Here is an 18,696-nt window from a genome sequence, read left to right as displayed (position 1 = left end):
CTTAGTCAGACAACACCCCCGCCGGAGCGATTCGACGGGGGTGTTTTTTTTGAAGCGATGAAAAAGTTGATTTTAGCCGGGGCATTTTTGCTGGTTGGGGTTGGACTGTTGGCACAGCCCGCATCGAAATATACCACGGCAAAAGCATTGGAACAGGTTCTGGCGTATCGTACTGATCGGAAATTTCCTTTGATTCTGGCTCATCGGGGTGGCCCGGAAGTTACAGAAACGGAGAATAGTCTGGAGACCTTCCGGCATACGGTTCGGCAAATTCCGGATGCCATCATTGAAATGGACGTTCGGATGACCGCCGACAGCGTGCTGGTGCTGTTGCATGACGACGAAATTGAACGAACCACCACCGGGAAAGGGTCGTTGAAAGGGCAGACCTGGGCCGAACTGAAAGCGGTTTTTCTGCGCGATCTACAGGGTCATTCCACCCGACAGCGCATCCCGCTTTTCGACGATGTTCTGCGCTGGGGAGCCGGAAAGGTGTTGATGGCTATCGATGCCAAACCGGAGGTTGATTTGCGAAAAGTGATGAAAGCCATTGTGGATCGGGGAGCTTTGCACAGTGTTTTTGTCATTTGCTATTCGACAGCGGACGCTGTAAAGCTGCGTAAACAGTACCCGGATGTCTGGATTGCGCTGGGATTCAATACCGCCGATCACGGTGAATCGATCCGAAAATCGGGTTTGTCGTTGCATCATCTGATTGCGTTGGCGGCTCGCCAGGGAAGTGATTTTTACCGAAGGGTTCATCAGGATGGTATTGCCTGTACGGCAGGAACCTACGGGCCTGGCAATCTGGATGAAAAACCAATCAGGGAGGTGGCCGACGATTATAGAAAGATCTTTCAGACAGGCGCGGATATTTTGACAACCGACCGACCGGTGGAAGTCAGGCGGTTATTCAAGGATTTATAGAGCTATACCTGCCGCTCAATCCCCTGCGCCCGCAGCGCAATGGTGGCATCGCGGTAGCCCTGCACGATCAGCCGCCCGATGTCGTCGGACGAAAACCGCATCAGGTTCAAATACAGCGGTTCGTTCGGGCGGACGAGGGTCAGGTGCATGGTGTTGCCCCGCAGTTTCTCGCGCTCAATCCAGCGTTCGGCCCAGGCAATATCGTTGTTGACTATCTGGTTGACCGTGATGTCTTTCACGCGTTCTACTAAATTCAGCAGGCTGCGGTAATTGAATTTTTCCGTAAATATCCGTTTGGCGTGGCAGGCGACACACACCAGTTCGTCGGCCCCGTCGTCGATGGCTTCCCGCAGCGGGGCGACCTCCCGCAGACCGCCGTCCAGAAACATCTTCTGGCGGTCGTTACCGACGCAGACGGCGGGCATCAGAAACGGCAGGGAACTGCTGGCAATGACGTAATCCAGGATCGATTCGTCGTCGTTGCTGGTATACACAATGTCGCCTTTGATGATGTCGACCGCGCCCACTTTCAGTTTGACGGGGCTGTTGACCAGAACCGGGAGCTTGATGTGGGTTCGAATCAGGCTTTGAAGGGGCGCGGTGTCCAGCAAACCATCGAAGCGGCTCAGCAGGGTGTTGTAGCCCATCACCAGCGTTGACTGAACCACGGCCACGTCCTTCGGCTGGGTGATGTTCCGAATCCAGAATTCGATCAGTTGCCGACCGGCTTTGGGCCAGTCGACGGCACCATGCTCGGCAAACTGTTTCCCGGCTTCGTGAACCAGAAAAACCGCATTGAGGCTCCCCACCGAAATGCCATAAATGGCTTCGGGTTCAAAACCGGATTCCAGAATGGCCTGAATCGCACCCGCCTGAAAAGCCCCCTTGAGCGAACCGCCCCCTAATACCAGTGCACGCATGGAAAAAGATTGATGAATGATGGACGATGAATGCAAACAGGAATGAGAGGTTTTTTTTCATCCATCATTCATCGTCCATCATTCATCATTTTTACTAACCGTAACATTACATTTTTAGAGCCAATCTTGCAACGGGTGCGAAGTTTTTACGAAGTTTTGTCCTGATCTCGCATTTGAGTGGTATACTTGCGCCCTGAATGCGGTTCATCCAACCCGATGAACTGATGTGAATGATGCCACTATCGATCCGGGACATACAAGCGCCGATTGCTGCCGAAATGGAAACATTTGAGCACAAATTCCGGCAGTTTATGAAAAGCGAAGTCATGCTTCTGGACCAGATCATGAACTACATCGTGCGCCGAAAGGGCAAACAGCTTCGGCCCATGTTCGTTTTTCTGACGGCCGGTGTCTGCGGAACCGTCACCGAATCGACCCACCGGGGTGCGGCCCTCATCGAACTGCTGCACACGGCGACCCTCGTTCACGACGATGTGGTCGATGACTCCAACTACCGCCGGGGTTTCTTCTCCATCAACGCCCTTTGGAAGAACAAAATCGCTGTGCTGGTGGGCGATTATCTGCTCTCACGCGGGCTGCTGCTGTCGGTCGACAACGGCGATTACGATTTGCTGAAAATTGTCTCGAAGGCGGTTCGCGAGATCAGCGAGGGTGAGTTGCTCCAGATCGAAAAAGCCCGGCGGCTGGACATTACGGAAGCGGTTTACTACGAAATCATCCGCCAGAAAACCGCATCGCTGATTTCGGCCTGTTGCGCCGTGGGTGCCCGCTCGGTGGATGCCAGCGCCGAAATGATCGAAACCGCCCGGATGTTCGGCGAAAAAGTGGGAATTGCTTTCCAGATCAAAGACGATTTGTTCGACTACGGGGAAGAAGAGGTGGGCAAACCGCTCGGCATCGATATCAAGGAAAAGAAAATGACGCTGCCGTTGATTTATGCGCTGAACAACGCGAAATGGGTCGAAAAACGGCGGATGATCAACATCGTCAAGAATGAAAGTGAAAACCCGAAACGGGTCGCCGAAGTCATTGATTTTGTGAAGAAGTCGGGCGGTATTCAATACGCCACGACGGTTATGACCCGCTACGTCGACGAAGCCAAAGCCCTTCTGTTCACCCTGCCCGACTCCCGCTACCGCACTTCTCTGGAACAATTGGTGCAGTATACCATTGAGCGCTCTAAATAGTGAAGAGTTAACAATGAAGAGTTGGCTGACGCATATTCGTTCGTATAGGCCAATTGCTTGAATACGCTTTTAACTCTTCACTGTTAACTCCTTTCCCGCGCTTCCGGCAACTTCCACCAGGGCAAATATGGCCAGGCATGGTGCTCGGCGTGGTAGCCGAAAAAATAGCAACTCAGGAAGGCCAGCACGTGGTTGCGTTTCTGGCTGCGGGCGTTGTGGGGCGGATTGTGGTGTTCACCCCGGTGGGGGCGATAGGTGCCAAAGTAAAAGAGCTGGAACGTGCTCAACACCGCCGGAACCATCCAGAACGCAATCAGATTTTCCATCGGAAACCAGAGCTTCAGCACGTTGTAAGTAACCGCCATCAGGACAATCTGAAGCACCGAAATGTATTCTTTCAGGAAACTGTAGTACCAGGCCAGAAAACCGGGATTGCCTTCGTGGTAGTCGGGGTCGTCGGGGGTGGCCGAGTGTTTGTGGTGCAGGTGGTGTTTACGGCTGAGTTGGTTGTAGTTATTGAAGGCAAACAATGTGGCACACAGCAAGCCAATGGCGTTGTTCAATCGCTTGTTGTGGGGAGCCACCACGCCGTGAATGGCATCGTGGGCGGTAATGAAAACGCCGGTATAGAGGTGGGTTTGGACCAGTACGAAAACGTAAACCAGCGGATTCTGCCAGTTGATCGGGTAATTCAGCAGAAAAACCAGCATGCCCAGCCAACTGAGCAGAATGGCCGCAGCAAAATAAAGGCCCCGGTTGCCGATTTGAGAAGGTTTAAACGAAATTGCGGAAGTTACCATTTAACAATTCATTTACCGGCTAACGACCCGCGTACCAGAAATGTTCATTACTTTTGGGGTTATAACCCGACTCATTCTCCATAGTCCCTTCCCATTGGCATGAAACTAGTCCGTTTAGGCTTACTTTTGCTTGCACCCGTCTTGGTGTTTGCGCAACCTGCTCCCAAAAAAGCAGCCAACCCTTCAACCTCCCTGAGCCGCCCGAAACTGGTGGTTGGCATCATCGTTGACCAGATGCGGTATGATTATTTGTACCGGTTTTACAACAAATATTCCGAAGGCGGATTTAAACGGATGATGCGGGACGGCTTTAATGCCCGTAATAATCACTACCATTATGCGGCTACGATTACCGCCCCCGGTCACACGCACGTATACACGGGTTCGGCCCCGGCCATTTCCGGTATTGTGGGCAATGACTGGTACGACCGGGCCGCTGAACGGACGGTGTATTGTGTCGAAGATTCAACGGTACGATCGGTCGGAAACACGTCGTCAGCCGGGCGGATGTCTCCGCGAAACCTGCTGGTGACGACCGTGACGGACCAGTTGAAAGTGGCCACGCAGGGTCGCTCGAAAGTCATTGGCATTGCCATGAAAGACCGGGGTGCCATTCTGCCTGCGGGTCATGCCGCCAATGCCGCCTACTGGTTCGACTCGAAAGACGGAAGCTGGATTTCGAGTACATTTTATATGAAAGAACAGCCCCAGTGGGCAAAGGACTTTAACGCCCTCAAACTGTCGGACAAATACCTGACACAAACTTGGGAAACCACGTTGCCAATTGATCAATATACGGAAAGCACTGCCGATGACACGCCGTTTGAGAATCCGCTGACCGGCGAACCCAAAGCCGTGTTCCCGCACCAGGCCATTGCCTCGCTCGGCAGTAAATACGAAGCCCTGCGGACCAGCCCATTTGGCGATGTGTTGACGAAAGAAATGGCGATAGCCGCTCTGAAAGGCGAGAATATGGGAAAAGGCAGCGAGACCGATTTCCTCTGCGTCAGTTTTTCGTCACCCGATGCCATTGGTCACCGGTTCAGTCCATCGTCCGTTGAAATCGAGGATGAATACCTGCGCCTGGACAAAGTGATGGCGGACCTGCTGAATGCGCTGGATGCGCAGGTCGGAAAGGGGAATTATTTCACGTTTCTGTCGGCCGACCACGGTGCCGCCGATAACCCGGGTTACTCGCAGAGCCTGAATTTACCGGGCGATTTTCTGGAAGCAAAGGACATCAGCGCGGCCACCGACAAGGCCCTGACGGACGCGTTTGGCCCCGGGAAATGGGTCATTGGCAATTCCAATGCACAGGTCTATCTGAACCACGACCTGCTGCGGGAAAAGAAAGTGAAAGTGGCCGAGGCTACTGAAGTGGTGCGGATGGCCTTATTGAAAAATCCGGGCATTCAGAACGTGCTTAACCTGCACGACATCAACTCGAATTCCGTCCCGGAATACTGGTTGCCTTTGCTGCGGAATGTCTACAACCCCCGGCGAAGCGGTGACCTGTATCTGGTGACGCAACCCGGCTGGCTGGAAGGCTACCGGAAAGGCGGCACTTCGCACGGAACGCTCTATAATTACGATACCCACGTCCCGCTGGTCTTTTACGGCTGGGGCATCAAACCCGGCGAAACCACCCGCCGGACACACATTGCCGACATTGCCTCCACGGTTTCGGCGCTCCTGCACATTCTGGAGCCCAGCGGAAACATTGGCGATCCGGTGGCGGAAGCGATGAAATAAAACTGGGTAAATAACAAAAAAACGACTCTATGCTTCACTTGGCATAGAGTCGTTTTGGTTTGGGAAAAGGAGTTTCTTACTGGAAACTCTCCACCGGAACCTGCGCAACAATAACCCGGCTCCCCTCCATTCTTTTGATCACTACCGGCCGCCCTGCCATGATCGACTCGTCGTTGTCCGAAACCGCCGTCCATTCCGTGCCGCGGTAGAAAATCCGGCCTTCGCCGGAGGCTGGGATGGTTTCAACGACCGTGGCTTTGTCGCCCACCGATTCGACGTATTCCTGTTTTCGGGTGCGGGATTCGAACCAGCGCCGGAGCGGTTTTCGGCCTGTGACCAGTGTTAGCAGCGTGATGGACGCAAACGCAAACAACTGGGCGCTGACTTCCGGCGTTACGCCCAGCCAGGTGACCAGGGCCGTAACGAACGCGCCAACGCTCAGGAAGGCGAAGACAAACGAAACACTGAGTAGTTCGGCAATCAGGAACAGAATGCCCAGAACGACCCATAACTGAGGCCAGGTGATGAAGTCCATCGCTTTATGATTTTTTGTCCTGATGTTTGACCACCGTCATGGCGGTTGAAATAATCGATGCCAGATCCCCGAAATTCGCGGGCAGAATCAGCGTGTTGTTGGTGCGGGCCAGGTTGCCAAACTGATCGACCAGTTGTTCGGCCACCCGGAGTTGGACGGCATCCATACCACCTTCGTCGTTGATCGCGGCTGCCACTTTTCGGATGCTTTCGGCGGTGGCATCGGCGATGGATTTGATGGCTTCCGCTTCGCCCGATGCTTCATTGATCTGCCGCAGCCGCACCCCTTCGGATTCGAGAACAACCTTCTGTTTTTGCCCCTCGGCGATGTTGATGGCGGATTGCTTTTCACCCTCCGATTGCAGAATGACCGCCCGTTTTTCACGTTCGGCCTGCATCTGCTTCTCCATCGCGTTCAAAACGGATTGAGGGGGCGTAATGTTCTTGATTTCGTAGCGCAACACTTTAACACCCCAGCCAATGGCGGCTTCGTCGATGGCCCGGACCACCGCCTGATTCAACGTCGTCCGTTCTTCAAACGTCTTGTCCAGTTCAATTTTGCCCATCTCACTCCGCATCGTGGTCTGCGACAACTGAATGACGGCAAACCGGTAATCGGCAATTCCGTACGACGCTTTCTGTGGATCGACAATCTGAATAAAAATGACGCCATCGACGCGCACCTGCACGTTGTCGCGGGTAATGCAGATTTGTTCGGGAATGTCAAGAGCGGTTTCTTTTAAACTGTGCTTGTAGGCAACCCGGTCGAAAAAAGGAATGATGAACGTGATGCCCGGCTGCAGAACCGCCAGAAATTTACCCAGACGCTCCACCACATAGGCGGTTTGCTGCGGCACGACCTTGACCGTCATGAAAACCACCAGAAGGGCCAGAACGACAAGGGTTAAAAAAACATATCCCATAAGAGAGTGAAGGTTAAGTGAATGAAAGAGGATAGAAGTAATACGTGAGACAAAAGACAGGAGTGTCTCTATGCTCTCGTCTCCCGTCTTTTGTCTTGACTAAATCTCGGAAAAATAGACGCATATCTCCAACTACTGTGATGATAGGCAGAAAAAACCGTAAATGAAAGGTTGTGAGGCTGGATGGAGAAATTAGATTAATTTGCGGCAGTAATCAGCCGCTGAAGGGACGTTGTCCCATTGGCTACCGGAAGTCTGTCAATTGTACTGGTAATCCCAATGCCTGTTATTCACTACCCCGACCGCTGGGTTCGCCTGATCGGCATTCCGATCTGGGCGGTGCTGTTCCGGTTCATCGGCGATCCGGCTCCCCTCGGTGATTTGTTTCTGAATCCGCTTTTTTACCTCGATGTGGCCGTCATCATGGGGGTAAATGTCATTCTCTGGGAGTTCAACCGCTGGCTGATCCGAAAGATGGACGTACGGTATTCGTGGGCGACTCAACCGCTGCAACGGCTGGTGACCCAGGGCGGTCTGGCGTTGGCTTCTACGGGGTTTATCATCGCCGTTTTTAGCCTGATCTACAACAAGTTTATTCTGAAAAGGCCCCCGCCGTTCGACTTGTCGATCACCATTTCCAACGATATTCCGATTGGACTCCTTTTCATCGTTATTCTGCACATGGCCTACACCATGTACTGGATGCGGGCCTACCACCGCCAGGCCATTGCCGAATTGCGCCAGCAACTGGCCGGTGTACGGACCGAACCCGCACCCGAAGAAAACCGCAATCCAGCCCTGAAAACCCTGCTGGTGAACCAGGGCAAAGGGTTCGTTCCGGTTTCAATGGAGCAGATTGCCTACATTTTTATTACGAACGAAACCAGCATCGTCAAAACCGTCGATAGCCAGTCGTTTACCGTCGATGCCACCCTCGAGCAGCTCAGCGAGCGCTTGCCCGTCGATGTTTTTTTTCGGCTCAACCGCCAGTTCATCACCCACCGAAAGGCCATCCGGAAAGTCGAAAACGACGGTTCCGGGCGGTTGGTGCTGCATCTTCACCCCGGCCACTCCGAAGAGGTGGCCGTTAGCCGTCGGCGTGTGACCGAATTTCGGCAGTGGATGGGATCCTAACCCCAAAACCTTCGTGCTTTTATCCACCATTCGCGTTTTCATTTCGGCCATTCAGCCCGGAACACCGACCGGTGGGCGGTCAAAAACCGCCTTGGCATCGTTTTTAGGTCCAATTTTGCAGCCAACAACAACTGCTGAACAATGCCATGAAAACAGTGCAAGTCTTCCTTGTCATGCTGCTGGTCGTCACGACGGTGAACGCGCAGAAGCCCAATCCGACCCGAAGCGGTCTGCCCATCACCCTCAGTCTGTTCTCGGAATCCATTAGTTTGCCAACCTTTAAACACATTCAGACGGGTGGTATTGGAATCAAAATCGGAACCGAGCTATATTACCGCAACCGCCCCGGTTCTCAACTCATCCAGACCCTGAACGTGGGCTATTACCACCATCCGCGGGTGCAAACCGGCTTTTTTGTCAACTCCGAATTTGGTTTCCGGAAGTACGTCGGGTCGCTCTATGTCGATGCTTTTCTGGGTGGTGGAACCTTGCTGGTGCGACCGGTTTCACCTTCCTACACACAGGATTCGAACTCGGGTGAGTACCGCAAAGCCCCGGCGACGCAACTCAAATTCATGCCCACCATCAGTGCCGGTCTGGGGTATCGTTTCCACCACCGAACGACGGTGTTTACCCGTTACGAACTCTTTGGCGAAATGCCGTTCCGTGAAATTTTACTACCCCACCAGGCCCTGCATCTGGGCACGAGGTTTCTGTTCAACTAGAAGAAAGACGATCGAAGTGAGTGGGACCTGAAAAATGGAAACCTGCTAGGTAGTCTCACTTCCCTTGTCTCACCTCTTATTTCTCCATAAACAACAACTCATGAAAAAACAATTGATTTTCAGTGCCTTCGCGGCACTGCTACTCATAGCGTGCGAAACCGACCCCGTTCTCAAACCGACTACTGAACCCGGTTCGACAGACGAATATGCCAATCATCCTAAAAACCAGCTTTACCAGAAAGAACTGGGGGATTTTCGCCGAAAGTGGAACATACCCGGTTCTCTGATGCTGCTGAAACGCGCCGACGAACCCGTTTGGATCGGTGCTGTTGGCAAATCCAATCTGGAACACCAGACCGACCTTCGCATCACCGATCTGTTTCGCACCGGCAGCATCACCAAAGCGTTGGTGGCAACGGTGGTTATGAAAATGAAAGAAGAAGGGCAACTGCGTCTGGAGGACAACCTGGCTGCGTTGTTGCCCGAGATGAACGGCAACATTCCGGATGCGCAGACGATCACGGTTCGGCACCTTCTGGCCCACACCAGCGGTATCGTAGATCCAACGAACGATGACCTTCAGTATCAGCTCGATCTGTTGAACAATCCGCACCGCCGGGTTCAGCAATCGACCGACGAAATCCTGCAACGATACGTCTACGGCCGGGCACTGGTTTTTCAGCCGGGCGATCGCTCTCAGTATTCGAATACCAATTTCTGGTTATTGGGGAAAGTGATTGAGAAAATCCGGGGGAAGCGCCTGCAGACGGTTTTGGAGGAGGTGATTTTTACGCCTTTCGGCCTGACCCACAGCTACCTCGACCGGCGCGACGACCGCAATGTGGTTCGGGGCTACAACGATTTTTATGCCAACGGAAAACTGATGGACGTGACGGCCATCGACCGCGCCGATGCCGACGGTCAGGCCAACGGTGGGCTGGTTTCAACCGCCGGCGATTTGCTGAAATTCAGTGAGGCTTTCTTTGCCGGAAAAATCATCCGTCCGGCGTCGGTGCAGGAAATGATGACGATTCAACCCGTGCGGAACGGCGTCAATGAATACGGTTTGGGACTGGAATCGTATTCTTCAACCGAACTGGGCATGGGTTGGGGACACAACGGGACGCTGCTGGGCGTTGACGCCAACTGGTTTTATTTCCCCGACAAAAAGGCTCTGTATGTCATTTTTAACAACAACGGCGGAGGTTCGGATAAATCATTTGTGGAAAAGTTGCTGAAATAGAAATGGCGGGAACGTTTCCCGCCATTTCTATTTCAGGATCAGTCGTGAAATCACCAGCCGCTGAATTTCGCTGGTTCCTTCGCCGATGGTGCAAAGCTTGGCGTCGCGGTAGTATTTCTCGACCGGAAAGTCTTTCGTGTAGCCATATCCGCCAAAAATCTGCACGGCTTCGTCGGCCGCTTTCACGGCCACTTCCGACGCGTAGAGTTTCGCCATCGCCGATTCCTTCGTGACTGGTTTTCCGGCATCTTTCAAATCGGCGGCCTGGTAGGTGAGGAGTTTGGCAGCTTCGATGGTGGTGGCTAAATCGGCGAGTTTGAACGCAATGGCCTGAAACCGGGCTATCGCCTGGCCAAACTGCTCCCGTTCCTGGGCGTATTTCAGGGCGTGTTCGTAGGCACCCAGCGCAATGCCGAGGCTCAGGGCGGCAATCGAAATCCGGCCGCCGTCCAGAATTTTCAGGGACTGCACAAAACCGTCGCCCACCTCGCCGAGCCGCTGGCTGTCGGGAATGCGGCAATCCTGAAACAACATTTCTGCCGTCTCGGACGCCCGCATACCGAGTTTGTCTTCTTTTTTGCCGCCCGAAAAACCGGGTGTGCCACGTTCGACCACAAAAGCTGTGGCATTGTGGGCGGTATTGGGTTCTCCCGTTCGGGCGATGACCACGGCCACATGACCGCTTTTTCCGTGTGTAATGAAATTTTTGGAGCCATTCAGCACCCAGTTTTCACCATCCCGAACGGCCACGGTGCGCATGTTGCCAGCATCGGAGCCGGTGTTGGGTTCGGTCAGCCCCCAGGCACCAATCCATTCGCCGGAGGCCAGTTTGGGTAAATACAACTGCTTTTGCGCCGGATTGCCAAACAGCAGGATGTGATTCGTACAGAGGGAGTTGTGAGCCGCCATCGACAAGCCGATGGAACCGTCTACCTTCGCTAATTCGACAATGGCACCGACGTATTCCCGGTAGCCGAGTCCGGAACCGCCGTATTCTTCCGGGACCAGAATGCCCAAAAGCCCCAATTCGCCCAACTGGCGCATCGTTTCAATCGGGAAATGCTGCGACTCATCCCACTCCCGAACAAATGGCAGAATCTGGCGTGCGGCAAAATCGCGGACGGTTTGGGCAATTAGTTGCGAACTATCGTCTACTTGGTTTTCTACAATTTCTGAAGTCATGAACGAGCTATGCTGTGTGGCACTTTTACGATGATTTTAATAATAATTTACAAAAAAAAATCGACAGACCCAAGCCGGTTGGCAAATCCGTCTGCAATGGATTTAGCAATTTACTGTGCGGTCTGTGCGGATGGCTAACTGACATTGAGCCAGCGCGATACCCGAAGATTATCGACCTCTGAATCACAAATTCCGGGAGGAGCCATCAGAATTAAGTAAAAAAATCTATTTTTGTGTCCTGCAATCAAGGTATACAAAAAGTACAAATCAGTTGACTTCTATCAACCTATCTTAACATAAATACAATCACTTCTCTATGAAATTAGCCGTTATTGGAACCGGGTATGTCGGGCTCGTTACGGGGACCTGTTTTGCCGAAACCGGAAACCAGGTCGTCTGCGTCGACATCGACGAGCGTAAAGTTGAAAAACTGAACAACGGAATCATTCCGATTTACGAACCGGGTCTGGATGTTTTATTCAACCGGAATACGGCCGAAGGGCGTCTGAAATTTACGACCAACCTGGCCGAAGGGATTGAAGGAGCGGAAGTTATTTTCCTGGCGTTGCCCACACCGCCGGGCGAAGACGGCTCGGCCGATTTGAAATACATTCTGAAAGTATCGGACGATCTGGGTCCGTTGCTGAAGCAATACGCGGTTATTGTCGACAAAAGCACCGTGCCGGTGGGAACCGCCGAAAAGGTGTGGCTGCACATTTCGCGGGGCGCGAAAATCGACTTCGACGTGGTGTCGAACCCCGAATTTCTGCGGGAAGGCGTTGCCGTCGATGATTTCATGAAACCGGATCGCGTCGTGATTGGAACCAAGTCAGACAAAGCCAAAGCCGTTCTGAATAAGCTGTATGCCCCGCTCGTTCGGCAGGGTAACCCGGTAATTTTCATGGATGAGCGTTCGGCCGAAATGACCAAATATGCCGCCAACGCGTTCCTGGCCGTTAAAATTTCGTTCATGAACGAGATCGCCAACCTTTGCGAGAAAGCCGGTGCGAACGTCGACGATATTCGTCGGGGCATCGGAACCGACAGCCGGATTGGCAAGCGGTTTTTGTTCGCCGGGATTGGCTACGGCGGCAGCTGTTTTCCGAAAGACGTGCAGGCGCTGGCCAAAACCGCGCAGGAATACGACTACGATTTCAAAATTCTGAAGTCGGTGATGGATGTCAATACCAAACAGAAAAGCAAACTGCTTCCGATCATCAAAAACCACTTTGACGGCGATCTGAAAGGGAAAACCATTGCCGTCTGGGGGCTGGCGTTCAAACCGTATACCGACGACATCCGGGAAGCACCGGCGCTGGAAAACATCCGGGCCTTGCTGAAGGAAGGCGCCAAAGTAACGGTTTACGACCCCGAAGCGATGGACAATGTGCGGAATGTTCTGGGCAATCAGATCAACTACGCCCATACGTCGTATGCCGCCCTGGACGATGCCGACGCTCTGGTGATCATGACCGAGTGGCCGTTGTTCCGTACGCCGGACTTTGGAAAAATGAACCTGTTGCTGAAAAACAAGCTAATATTCGATGGTCGGAATGTCTACGAACTCGACCAGATGAAGGAAGTCGGGTATACCTACTACAGCATCGGGCGCGAAACCGTAACGCCGGAAGTCACGCAGAATGCGTAAACGGATCAACTAAAAAAAATCTGAAACTCTCACTTTATGAAACGCGTACTCATTACAGGCGGGGCTGGTTTCCTGGGGTCGCACCTCTGCGATCGGTTTATCAAAGAGGGCTACCACGTCATTGCGATGGACAACCTCATTACGGGCGACATTCGCAACATCGAACACCTGTTCCACCTGCCCAACTTCGAGTTCTATCACCACGACGTATCGAAATTCATCCACGTTTCGGGCGATCTGGACTATATTCTCCACTTCGCGTCGCCCGCCAGCCCGATCGATTACCTGAAAATTCCGATCCAGACGCTGAAAGTCGGGTCGCTGGGCATTCACAATTGCCTCGGACTGGCGCGGGTTAAAAACGCCCGGGTGCTGATCGCTTCCACCTCGGAAGTGTACGGCGATCCGGCGGTTCACCCGCAAAACGAGGATTACTGGGGCAATGTGAACCCGGTTGGTCCGCGTGGGGTATACGACGAAGCCAAGCGTTTTCAGGAAGCGATCACGATGGCGTATCATACCTACCACGGTCTGGAAACGCGGATTGTGCGGATTTTCAATACCTACGGCCCCCGGATGCGACTCAACGACGGCCGGGTGTTGCCCGCTTTCATCGGTCAGGCGCTGCGCGGAGAAGACCTCACGGTTTTCGGCGACGGCAGCCAGACCCGTTCGTTCTGCTACGTCGATGATCTGGTCGAAGGTATCTACCGGTTGCTGCTGAGCGACTATGCCTACCCGGTCAACATCGGTAACCCCGGCGAGATCACCATCCGGGAATTTGGCGAAGAAATCATCAAACTGACGGGAACCAAGCAGAAACTGATCGTTAAACCGTTGCCGACCGACGACCCGAAACAACGCCGTCCGGACATCACGCGGGCGCAGCAGATTCTGGGGTGGGAGCCGAAGGTTTCGCGGGCCGAAGGGTTGCGGATTACGTATGATTACTTCCGCAGCCTGCCGGAAGAAGAATTGTACAAAGCTGCCTACCACCGGGAGTTTGTAAAAAAATAAACAGACAAACGTTTTTTCAGTGCTGACGGACTTTAGTCCGTAACAGTCAGTCCGTTTCGGGCAGCCTGTTTCTCTGAAAAGGATAAAAAGTTGGTCGGTATAAAGAGCCTGCGTAGTCGTAAAGAGTACGCAGGCTCTTTTATTTTTTGGATTGGTATTATTCTTGATACGGAAGAGTTAATTAACTTTCAGCATTACCTCCTCTAACCCGTCCAGGTATATGATACACCCACCGATTATCCGGTGTTTCTCAACAATATGGATAAAAACCAATTCGCTCATTTTCAATCCTTTTATCCTCGCTTTAACGCTTCAGTTACCCGCCCATGCCACCGCAGCTTTCCCATCTGATGATTCACTTTTGACGCAAAATGGCCGGCTGACCGCCTTTCGGCACACCAGCTCGACGGATACGGTTTCGGCTAAAAACCTCCGACGGATCGTGACCGCAAACTCCCTGCAAAGCTTGCAGGGGCAGGTGGCCGGCCTGTTGGTTCGGTCCAATTCCGGCGAACCGGGCGGGGCGGCAACCCTGCAAATTCACGGGCCGGGGCGGTTTGGCGATACCACACCCCTGGTGGTGGTAGATGGGATGATTATCGGACAAACGGATAACCTGAACTGGCTGGCTCCAAACACCATCGAAACCGTCGAAGTCCTGAAAGATGCCACCTCGATGGGGCTCTATGGCATGCGGGGTTCCAACGGCGTTATTCTGATTACCACCCAAAAAGGCGAAACCGGCCAGCCCCGCGTCACTGTCGATTTGTACACCGGCGTTCAGCGGACGACCCGGATGCCGCAACTCCTCAATACCCGCCAGTACATCAGTTACATTAACGACAGCCGCTCGAACGGCGGCTTGATTCCGGCGTTTAAACTGACCAATCAGGTGTCGCTCGATACCCTGCTGGGCACCAGCACCGACTGGCTCGGCGCGTTGTTTCGGCCGGCACCGGTTCGGAGTGCGTATGTATCCGTCGCGGGAGGCAGGGAGTCGGCACGGTACCTGATCGCTGCGGATTATTTCAAACAGGACGGCGTTATTCTCGGCTCCGATTTCGAGCGGTTGTCGATGCGGCTCAACACCGATTTCGATCTGACCGACAACCTGAAAGTGGGTCAGAACCTGACCCTCAGCCAGTCGGTCCGGCACGCCAACGACGGAACCGGGGGCCGGACACCCATTGAACAGGCTTTGAAAAGTGCGCCCTATCTGTCGATCACCAACCCGCGACGGGTGGGCGGCTACGAGGGTACTACCTACCTCGACGCCGGCAACGACGCCCTGAATCCCATCGGCTTGTCGGTTTTGACCAACGATCGGCACACCTCCCTGAATCTGATCGGTGATCTGTTCGGCGAATGGACGCTGTTCGATGGCCTGACCTACCGCGCGACCCTCGGCTTCGATCTGCGCAATTTCGACCGTGCCTATTCCATGCCGGCGTTCAACATGGGCGAGTACAACATCAACCTGACGGCTTCGCTGGCCCGGGCCAAACAGACGAATTACAACACCTTGCTGCATCATCAACTGAGTTATAGCCACACGCTGGATGCCCATTCGCTGACGGTTTTGCTGGCGGGAAGTCGCCAGACCTACCGAAATGACGACATCCTGGCGTACGCGGATGATTTGCCGGGGAACGACATTCGGTCGCTGACGGCCGGTCAATCGTCGCGCAACCGGACGGTAGGCGGCACCTACGCGTTCTACCGGGTGGTGAGTCTAATGGGTCAGTTGTCGTATGATTTTCAGAAAAAATACTGGTTGACGGCGGCACTCCGGCGCGATGGTTCGTCGCGTTTCGGTCCGGGACACCGCTTTGGGGCGTTTCCGTCGGTGGGCGCGGCCTGGTACCTTACCAAAGAGCGGTTTCTGGAATCGGTGCCGTACCTGAATACCGTCAAACTGCGGGTCGGTTGGGGGAAAAGCGGCAACGACAACGTCGGAGATTTTCAATATGCGTCGCTGATTGCACAAAACTACAATTACCCGTTCGGCCCCACCAACTCGTTTCTGGGCGTCGGGGCGTTTCCCAGCACCTTGCCCAACACCGGTATTCGCTGGGAAACGACCACGACCAGCAACGTCGGGCTGGATGTCAGTGTGCTGGAAAACAGTGTCAAATTGCGGGTCGACTATTTCCGGAAACAAACGACGAATCTGCTGGTAGAGGTGCCCTTGCCGGCGTCGGTGGGCGCTGCGGCACCGCTGACCAACGCCGGGGTGGTCGATAATTCCGGGATCGATCTGAGTCTGACGGGCGAACGCAGCAACGACTGGATCAGCTTTAGCCTGACCGGTTTTGCCAGTTGGCAGAAAAACAAGGTGATTTCGCTGGGCGACCGACCCAGCCCGGTTTTGGGCGGGCTGGTACAGGACGAAACCGTAACGGCTACCGCCGTAGGGCAGCCCGTGGGGAGTTACTACGGTTTTCAGCGGGTGGGCATTTTTCAAAACCGTGACGAAATCATCAAGAACCCCAGCCTGACCGGCACCGAACCCGGCGATATTCGGTATGCGGATCTGAACCAGGACGGCAAAATTACGGACGCGGACAAAACCTTTCTCGGCAGTCCGATTCCGACGGTTTATTACGGTTTTTCGGCCTCGGTGAGCGGGGCCGGTTTTGACCTGTCGGTCTTGTTGCAGGGAGCTTCGGGCAACCAGCTTTACAACGCTACGGCCTACTGGCTGAACGGGTATCTGGGCCGGTATAACGCCGGAACGGAAGTGCTCAGCCGCTGGACGCGCGAAAAACCGTCGACCACACAGCCCCGCGCGGATGCCTCCGGAACCCGGAATTTTCGCCCGTCCGACCGCTTTGTGGAGGACGGCAGTTATTTTCGGTTAAAGTCCCTGCAACTGGGCTACACCTTGCCTGAATCACTGACCTCGACCTTTGGAGCCAGCCGCTTGCGGGTCTATGTCGGGGCACAGAACCTGTTTACAAAAACAAAATATTCCGGTTTCGATCCTGAATTTGCCAGTAACCAGGCCCTGGGCGAAGGCATTGATGTCGCCCAGCAACCGCAGTCACGGATGTTTCTGGGGGGATTACAGCTTAATTTTTAATGGTTTACGGTTTTCAGTTTACAGTAAGCTGACGCATTCAACCGGTACGCGCGTCAGCCCACCGTAAACTGAAAACCGTAAACTGAAAACCGAGTTCATATGAAAAAAATAAGCACGCTTTTGCTGGTGGCCGGGTTGGTGGCTGGTTGCAGCGATAAGGCGCTGGACGTTCAGAATGTGAATGTGCTGACGACGGATAATTATTACAAAACGGAGGAAGATGCACTCAAGGCCGTCAATGCGGCTTATGCGACTTTGGCATCGCCGGATCTGTATTCCCAGATCATGCATTTGACCCAGGAACTGATGTCGGACGAAACCGAGGCCACGGTGTCGACCAGTCCGAGTCTGGTGTTGATGCGTGAAGCCGAAGCCGATGCCGGCACGGAAGTGTTCAATTTTCTCTGGACGGGCTGTTACCAGGGTATTTACCGGGCCAATCTGGCCATTACCCGCATTCCGGGCGTTCCGATGAACGAAGCGAAGAAGAGCCGTTTGCTGGGCGAAGCGTATTTTCTGCGGGCGATGTATTACTTCACGCTGGTGACGAATTTTGGCGATGTACCGCTGATTCTGAAAGTGGTCGATGTGAGCAAACCCGAAGAAAAGCAACCGACCCGGATTGCGGTTTCGCAGGTGTACGCGGCCATTCTGAAAGATTTTGAAGAGGCCGAAAAACGCTTGCCGGTTTTGTATGAAGGCGACGAAATTGGCCGGGCCACGCGTGGAGCCGCCAAAGGATTCCGGGCCAAAGCTTTGCTCTACCGCGCCAACCTGACCAACAGCCAGACCGATTACGCGGCCGCAGCAAAACTCTTCAAGGAGATCATCGACTCCAACGTCTACGATCTGGTGCCGAATTACCGCGATAACCACACGAATGTCAATGAGAATAATAAGGAGTCGCTTTTTGAAGTCCAGTTTTCGGCCACGGTCAATCCCGGTGCGTTCTGTGATGAATGCGGAACGGGCGGTTTGCGGCCCCTTGAAATGGGGGTTCGGGGCCGGGCCTACAACAACGTGATTCCGTCGGAGTGGTACGTCAAGCAGTTTGAGGTGGGCGATACGCGCCTGCTGGCGTCGGTTTTTGGGCCGCAGGGGAGCAAATTCGACGGACTGGATTATTACAAAGTGCTTGAATATACGTCCTGGTTCGACGTTTTACCGGCTGATTTTGCCGTCCGGAAATACCAGAAAGATGGCGGGAACGAGTTCGACTGGACGACGGGTTCGGACGTCAACATCCGGCTGCTGCGTTTTGCCGACGTCCTGCTGATGTTTGCCGAAGCCACCAATTCGGCCTCCGGGCCAACCGCCGAAGCCTATGCCGCCGTCAACCGCGTTCGGAAACGGGCGGGCTTGCGGGAACTTGATCCCGGTTTGTCGAAAACCGCTTTCATGGAGTGGATTGCCCACGAACGGGTGGTGGAGCTTGGGCTGGAAGGACACCGCTGGCGGGATCTGGTTCGCTGGAAAAAAGCATATCTGGAACTGACCTCCAAAGGCCGTCCATTCGATGAAAAGAAGCATTACCTGTTTCCCATTCCCGCCAAAGAACGCCAGCTCAACCCGAACCTGACGCAGAATCCGGGGTGGTAAAA

Annotated in this window: 15 protein-coding genes; 10 read left to right on the top strand and 5 right to left on the bottom strand. The window is 53.8% G+C overall.

Features of this window, described 5'->3' with window-relative positions:
• The first annotated feature begins 57 nt into the window (after positions 1-57).
• Positions 58-927: a glycerophosphodiester phosphodiesterase family protein gene (locus FH871_RS15645; protein ID WP_138992344.1), complete on the top strand. Its 870-nt coding sequence runs from the start codon at positions 58-60 to the stop codon at positions 925-927.
• Between the two features lie 2 nt (positions 928-929).
• On the opposite strand, the gene FH871_RS15640 is transcribed toward FH871_RS15645, so the two are convergent.
• On the bottom strand, positions 930-1,847 hold the full coding sequence (locus tag FH871_RS15640) for a patatin-like phospholipase family protein (RefSeq protein WP_138992343.1): 918 nt from the start codon (positions 1,845-1,847) through the stop codon (positions 930-932).
• Between the two features lie 233 nt (positions 1,848-2,080).
• Between FH871_RS15640 and FH871_RS15635 the strand changes: the two genes are divergently transcribed.
• Positions 2,081-3,055, top strand: a complete 975-nt coding sequence (locus FH871_RS15635; protein WP_114405232.1) for a polyprenyl synthetase family protein — start codon at positions 2,081-2,083, stop codon at positions 3,053-3,055.
• A gap of 83 nt (positions 3,056-3,138) precedes the next feature.
• Here the strand turns inward: FH871_RS15635 and FH871_RS15630 are convergent, their stop codons facing one another.
• Positions 3,139-3,855, bottom strand: coding sequence for a fatty acid desaturase (locus FH871_RS15630; protein WP_138992342.1), 717 nt, complete (start codon positions 3,853-3,855; stop codon positions 3,139-3,141).
• A 126-nt stretch (positions 3,856-3,981) separates the two neighbouring features.
• Between FH871_RS15630 and pafA the strand changes: the two genes are divergently transcribed.
• Positions 3,982-5,607, top strand: coding sequence for an alkaline phosphatase PafA (gene pafA / locus FH871_RS15625; protein WP_306439238.1), 1,626 nt, complete (start codon positions 3,982-3,984; stop codon positions 5,605-5,607).
• A gap of 76 nt (positions 5,608-5,683) precedes the next feature.
• On the opposite strand, the gene FH871_RS15620 is transcribed toward pafA, so the two are convergent.
• Both FH871_RS15620 and FH871_RS15615 read right to left on the bottom strand, forming a co-directional pair.
• Entirely contained in the window at positions 5,684-6,142 is a 459-nt protein-coding gene (locus tag FH871_RS15620) for an NfeD family protein (RefSeq protein ID WP_138992340.1), read from the bottom strand.
• Between the two features lie 4 nt (positions 6,143-6,146).
• Entirely contained in the window at positions 6,147-7,064 is a 918-nt protein-coding gene (locus FH871_RS15615) for an SPFH domain-containing protein (protein ID WP_114404982.1), read from the bottom strand.
• 279 nt (positions 7,065-7,343) lie between these two features.
• On the opposite strand from FH871_RS15615, the gene FH871_RS15610 reads away from it, so the two are divergent.
• From FH871_RS15610 to FH871_RS15600, 3 genes are all read left to right on the top strand, one after another.
• On the top strand, positions 7,344-8,198 hold the full coding sequence (locus tag FH871_RS15610; protein WP_138992339.1) for a LytTR family DNA-binding domain-containing protein: 855 nt from the start codon (positions 7,344-7,346) through the stop codon (positions 8,196-8,198).
• Positions 8,199-8,344: 146 nt separating this feature from the next.
• Entirely contained in the window at positions 8,345-8,923 is a 579-nt protein-coding gene (locus FH871_RS15605; protein ID WP_138992338.1) for a hypothetical protein, read from the top strand.
• Between the two features lie 100 nt (positions 8,924-9,023).
• Positions 9,024-10,166, top strand: coding sequence for a serine hydrolase (locus FH871_RS15600; protein ID WP_138992337.1), 1,143 nt, complete (start codon positions 9,024-9,026; stop codon positions 10,164-10,166).
• Positions 10,167-10,193: 27 nt separating this feature from the next.
• Here the strand turns inward: FH871_RS15600 and FH871_RS15595 are convergent, their stop codons facing one another.
• Positions 10,194-11,348 carry an acyl-CoA dehydrogenase family protein gene (locus tag FH871_RS15595; protein ID WP_138992336.1) on the bottom strand — a complete coding sequence of 385 codons (1,155 nt, stop codon included), beginning with the start codon at positions 11,346-11,348 and terminating at the stop codon, positions 10,194-10,196.
• A 316-nt stretch (positions 11,349-11,664) separates the two neighbouring features.
• Between FH871_RS15595 and FH871_RS15590 the strand changes: the two genes are divergently transcribed.
• The 4 genes from FH871_RS15590 (at position 11,665) to FH871_RS15575 (ending at position 18,694) form a co-directional block, all read left to right on the top strand.
• Entirely contained in the window at positions 11,665-12,996 is a 1,332-nt protein-coding gene (locus tag FH871_RS15590) for a UDP-glucose/GDP-mannose dehydrogenase family protein (protein ID WP_114404977.1), read from the top strand.
• Between the two features lie 36 nt (positions 12,997-13,032).
• Positions 13,033-14,013 (top strand): UDP-glucuronic acid decarboxylase family protein, encoded by a 981-nt coding sequence (locus tag FH871_RS15585; protein ID WP_138992335.1) that lies wholly within the window; start codon positions 13,033-13,035, stop codon positions 14,011-14,013.
• A 361-nt stretch (positions 14,014-14,374) separates the two neighbouring features.
• Complete coding sequence (locus FH871_RS15580; RefSeq protein ID WP_171062857.1) at positions 14,375-17,095, top strand: SusC/RagA family TonB-linked outer membrane protein; 2,721 nt, start codon at positions 14,375-14,377, stop codon at positions 17,093-17,095.
• A 99-nt stretch (positions 17,096-17,194) separates the two neighbouring features.
• Positions 17,195-18,694: a RagB/SusD family nutrient uptake outer membrane protein gene (locus FH871_RS15575; RefSeq protein WP_138992333.1), complete on the top strand. Its 1,500-nt coding sequence runs from the start codon at positions 17,195-17,197 to the stop codon at positions 18,692-18,694.
• The last annotated feature ends 2 nt before the right edge of the window (positions 18,695-18,696 follow it).

This window comes from Larkinella sp. C7 (genome assembly GCF_006149005.1).
Classification (GTDB): Bacteria; Bacteroidota; Bacteroidia; order Cytophagales; family Spirosomataceae; genus Larkinella.
Note: the sequence above shows the minus strand (reverse complement) of the source record. Positions and strands in the feature narration are given on the sequence as shown.